Annotated in this window: 4 protein-coding genes; 3 read left to right on the forward strand and 1 reads right to left on the reverse strand. The window is 62.4% G+C overall.

Annotated elements, in window-relative coordinates:
- Positions 1-508 precede the first annotated feature (508 nt).
- A complete protein-coding gene (locus ABW137_RS02510) occupies positions 509-1246 on the forward strand; it encodes a pteridine reductase (protein WP_526396555.1) in 738 nt (245 codons plus the stop codon).
- Positions 1247-1356: 110 nt separating this feature from the next.
- Here ABW137_RS02510 and ABW137_RS02515 read toward each other — a convergent pair whose 3' ends face one another.
- Positions 1357-1617, reverse strand: coding sequence for a hypothetical protein (locus ABW137_RS02515; protein WP_526396557.1), 261 nt, complete (start codon positions 1615-1617; stop codon positions 1357-1359).
- A 718-nt stretch (positions 1618-2335) separates the two neighbouring features.
- Between ABW137_RS02515 and ABW137_RS02520 the strand changes: the two genes are divergently transcribed.
- Positions 2336-2833 (forward strand): hypothetical protein, encoded by a 498-nt coding sequence (locus ABW137_RS02520; RefSeq protein WP_526396559.1) that lies wholly within the window; start codon positions 2336-2338, stop codon positions 2831-2833.
- 155 nt (positions 2834-2988) lie between these two features.
- Positions 2989-5247, forward strand: coding sequence for a hypothetical protein (locus tag ABW137_RS02525; protein WP_526396561.1), 2259 nt, complete (start codon positions 2989-2991; stop codon positions 5245-5247).
- Positions 5248-5249 lie beyond the last annotated feature (2 nt).

Raw genomic sequence — 5249 nt, forward strand, 5'->3', positions numbered from 1 at the left:
GGCGGCGGCAGCGGTAAAAAGCCCACCAGCACGAAGAAGCCCTCCCCCTCCGACACGCCCGCGCCCACGGAGCCGGGCCCGGCGGGAGCCAGCCCTGCCGATGCTCCCCAGTCGCGCCGGAGATCTCGCGCAGGAGCCAGCCCGGCTGGCGATACTCCCCACCCCAACCGCAGATCTCGTGTAGGAGCCAGCCCTGCTGGCGATGCCCCCCAACCCAGCCGCAGATCTCGTGTAGGAGCCAGCCCTGCTGGCGATGCGCCAAAGGCGCGCCGGCCCAAGGCAGCCGCCAAAAAGGCAGCGACACGCAAACGCGCCGTCGCCAAGAAATCGCCCACCCGCAAGACCGCCACCACAAAGGTGACCAAAGCGGCTACGAAAAAAGCGACGAAGAAGACCGTCGCCCGCCGCCCCGTGACACAAAGCGCGGTACCCAAAAAAGTCAAACGCGCGACGTGACGCCAGCCCCCGTTTGCGGCAAGCTCCCCACGCATCGAACAGGGAGTCGCGAGTGAACAAGCAACCCGTCGTCCTCGTCACCGGAGGCGCGCGCCGCGTCGGCGCCGCCATCGTGCGACACCTGCACGCCGCGGGCTGCACCGTCGCCATCCACTACCGGCAATCGGCCGACGAAGCCGGCGCCCTCGCGCACGACCTCAACACCACGCGCGAAAACAGCGCCGCGACCTTCGCCGGCGCACTCGAAGATGACGCCACGCCCGATGCGCTCGTCGCCGCCGTCCTCGAAAGATTCGGCCGACTCGACGGCCTCGTCAACAATGCCTCCGCCTTCTACCCCACACCCATCGGCACGACCACCGCCGCGCACTGGAACGACCTCTTCGCCGCCAACGCGCGCGCGCCGTTCTTCCTAGCCCAGGCCGCGACACCGGCGCTACGCAAAGCCCACGGTGCGATCGTCAACATCGTCGACATCTACGCCGAACGCCCGCTCGCCGGACACGCGGTCTATTCGATGGCCAAGGCCGCCCTCGTCATGCTCACCCAGGCGCTCGCCAAGGACCTCGCACCCGACGTCCGCGTCAACGCCGTCGCCCCCGGCGCCATCCTCTGGCCGGAGTCCGGCAAACCCGAAGAGGCCGCCGATGCCCTCATCGCGAAAACCCCGCTCGCCCGCAAGGGCGAACCCATCGAAGTCGCCGAAGCCGTCCGCTGGCTGCTGCTGGACGCCCGCTACACCACGGGCCAGGTCATCCGCATCGACGGCGGCCGTGCGCTAACCATCTGATACCGAGCCAACGCCCCTGTGGGAGCGACCTCGGTCGCGATGGGTGCTAGCGGCAACCTGGATATCGCGAGCAAGCTCGCTCCCACATCGCAGGTGGGCTGATGCACCTCCTAAACCCGGTCCCACTGCATCTTCGCATGCGCCTGCGCCACGCACTCCGTCCCCATCGTCGTCAGCGTCGCGATAGCGCCCAACGCGAGCATCATCTTCCGCCGATCGGGCAATTCCGAATCTTCCATCGACTCGATCAGCAGATCGGTCAACCCACGCGCGTACTGCAACCACTCGGTCGCATCGTTCAACAACGTATCCGGCCGCGCATCCGGCTCCAGGCAAAAACTGCCCTCGCCCACCGATCCGTACTTTTCCATATGATTTTCCTCATGCATGCCTGCCTGCCCAGGTGTGGCACGCCATGCACGGCATGACGCGCCACCATCGCTCGGACGATGAGCCCCAACGGCGTGCCCGCGACCGGGCGCCGGGCGGATTGATCGCGAAGTGGATGCGGCATCCGTCGTCGCTTGTCGCGCACCCGGCTACGCGCCGGATAAACACGGCAAGAAATACCTCAATGGCGACGCCGGACGCCGCGGTTCGTCAACCGTGTCTGCGACAGATGCAGACGGCCCGGTAACCGTTGGAGGGTGCGTCGCCGGGAAGCGACATGCGTGAGAATGCCTTAGTATTTGACATAGCCTCGTTCAACCTTCTCTGTTGATTGGGGTCAGCGGGCCTTGTGGTGCTTCCAACACCCTCGGCCCGCGCTTCTCACCGCCTTGAGCGATGGATGCCTGCGACGCGCGGAAAGCTACTCCGCAGGCAACGGATACAACCTAGCAAAAACAATCGTGGGTTGTCTTGAGAATTTTTACCGGATTTATGCTGGGAATTCGATGACCTCACGCGCCTCGAGTGCGACTTGAGAACAGCGGACATCATGTGTTGCGCAATGCTTTTTCTGCCGTAACCTTTCGATCCATCACCCACGAACGACTGCAAGGACATGCAATAGCTCCGTGCAAATACTCCCCTCGCGGGGACGCGAGGGTGTTGACGACGAATTCCACGGAGTGAAGGAGATTAAGAATGAACGAATTTTTTGTCCCAGGCGACAGATGCTCATGGACTCACGACTGCCGCCTCAAGTTCAAAATATTCCGGATGGAGATGGGGCTCACGCCGGACGACATTGATCTCCAGGTCCTGGTTGAACACGACTCAAGGGTAGATGGCCTTGGCCTTCAATCGAAGACTGTGCTGCGCGATAGGCATTCCTATCTCACAGTAAATATCTCGACGGCGGAGGAAGTCACATATCTTCTTTCGTTGGGAAAGTATTTCGAAGCGAAGCTTGACGACTTTGGCGTGTTGAAAGCCGTCGCCAGCGGCCTGCTAGCCATGCTCGTCGAAAACGAGTGGCTGATGTTAAATACGACGTTCTCCATAGCCATCAAGACGTCAATTCTCAAGGAATTCGGTATCGACGGTGCTGAAGGAACTGCATCGGTTGACGAGTCAATCGTTGTACTGGAACAGGCGTCCGTTTTAGCCAGAAGGAATCGGCCAGAGAGTCAGGGCCGTTGACCATGAACGCTGCGACTAACGGACTACGCACCACATTGGGGCCGGCACGACGTGCATCTGATGGGGAAAAAGTTAGCGACAGTGACATCGATCGTGCAATCGCGGCGGCTCAGCGCCCTCGGCAAAAGCTAAACGGCCAGAGTCTGAGTCAATATATGATGAATTGGCTGACCTTGTATCCGGTCACTACACCCGAAGGATCGCTACCCATCGTTTACTCAGGCGTAGATCGCCATGGCCGATCAAACTTTTCCAATGCTCTCGATTTCGTAAAGGATTCCCGCGGGCGGGCTGTAATGATCGGCGACACGCCATTTGGCATGTCGCTAATGGACACGGCTAACCAAGACGCGATGAATCTTGCCTCAGAGGCTCTTGAAGAAGTGCTTTTCGAAGAAGGCATCATTCCTCTGGGTGGCGACGTGAAAGGTGCGACGATCGATTCGTTTTGGAATATGGGCAGCCCTGATTTCGCGAAGAAGGTCCTTGATTCGCAGGTGCCTGCTGTAGGTTTTGTCGACGGCGCGCCTCCGAGGCGCGGTTTTACCAACCACGAAGCGCCGGCTATTCTGGCCAGCCCCACAACCGTCATGAACGGATTCTCCATGGACGCCGTCACAGGAGATCCTATCGCTTTCCTCGGGGATTCAGCGGCCACATTCCAGCAGCTTGAACTCGATGTGGCCGGTTCAGCCTCATTCCATAGTGGTCGCCTGGTATCGCTCAGGGAGATTCGCTCACGGATAGATATACGCTACGGCTTCGATGCAGTGAATGACACCTTGTTCGGACGTCCCACAAAGGACTTTATTACGCAGACGGTTGGCGACATGCAAGCCGGCGCGGACCGTTGGCTTCGACGCCACGCCCAGGGCGTGGGCGGAACGCCCTATCGGACGCTTCAAGAGCATGCCCAGCAGTTCGCACTCGAGGGTGCCCACGCTCGTGGCATCACAGCCATTGATGCCGGCCCACTACCTGTGACTTCCGAAGCTGCGGGGTTGCAGAGCAGTCGCTTCCAGGCAGCGATGGACGCGGAATTTACTGTCAACGCCACCGGAGCCCAATCCCCATCCGCCGGCATGCGTGTGGCCGGCTCCATGGCCCTCGCTAGCGTTGCGGCCGACGCTACCTACACAGTGAAACGCGCTTATGAACTGAGCGCCGCCGGTAACCACGTCGGCACAGATTCTACTGTCCTCCACTTCGGCAGCCGCAACCTCTCCGCCTGGGGCGGCGCAGTCCTCGGCGCGCAGACAGGCGCGGCCCTCGGCTTTGAGACTGGCCCGGGCGCTATCTTGACGACGGCGGTCGGCGGCATTGCCGGCGGCGTCGGTGGAAACAAAATCGCCGATGCCATCGACACCTACCGCACCTACCACCAGGCCGACCGCGAAGGCCAGAGCTGGAGTCTGGACCCGGAAAAGCCCGCGCAAGGCTGGACGCGGCAAGGCTTCGTCGCACCGCCGCCCGGCCACGAGCCGGAGCCGCCGAGGATCCAGACGCTTACGGCAAGTCCCGAACTGGCCAATGAGCTCAACTACAAGGCTTCCGGCGTGCAGGTGCAACTCGCCCTTGCCAACCCGCCCACGCCACGGGATCCGTACACCCAGAAGTCCGATGCCTGGGACACGCACAGTCTGCGTGAGGCGGATTGGCGCCGTGACGCCCAAACCCACCAATGGAACCGCCAGGTAACCGACGGGTATCTCGAGCACGGCCTTGCGCGATCGCACCGGGAAACCGCCGTGCCGGCGCGCGCTGCCCTCCTGGACCGGGCAGCCGAAGACGTCATCGCGGAGAACCGGTCCAACCAGCCCCCGGCCATCGCCGACCGCTACCTGGAAGCCCACCGGCAATTTGGCTGGGATCGCTTCGGGCCGCCCGAGCCGGCTGCCATCCATGCCTCCCAGGCACCGAAGAACGTGCTTACGGCGTCGGATGGCGACGAGTACGTCCGGGGGCGTGACGGCGAATGGGTGCACGAGGGCGTTTTCAGTGGTCGGTCGCATGCGACGGGTAACCTGCGCGATGAACTCGACGCGAGCGCGCCTACCCAGAACCTGCATCGTCACGAGTTGAAGCGCGGCCTCGATTCATCGCTTCGCGACGCCGACCCTCATCAGCCGACGTCCGGCCAGGAGCGCGAAACGAGCCAAAGCGATCTGGGCAAGCGTCTGGGCAGAATGCTCGAAGCCGCCAACCAGGGCGACTGGAACAGCTTCCGCAAGGATACCCAAGCGTTCGCCAACATGCCGCCCGGACAGCAACTCCAGGCGCATGCCGTCGCCATGGTGGACCGGGCCGAGCAGCACGAAGCCCAGTTAGCCGAACAGCGGGCACAGCAAGCGCTGGTGATCCAGCAGCAACAACAGCAGCAACAGCAATCCCCCGTGCACCGCATGGTCCGCTGACA

The sequence above is a fragment of the Mycobacterium sp. genome, from assembly GCF_040509115.1.
GTDB lineage: Bacteria > Actinomycetota > Actinomycetes > Mycobacteriales > Mycobacteriaceae > Mycobacterium.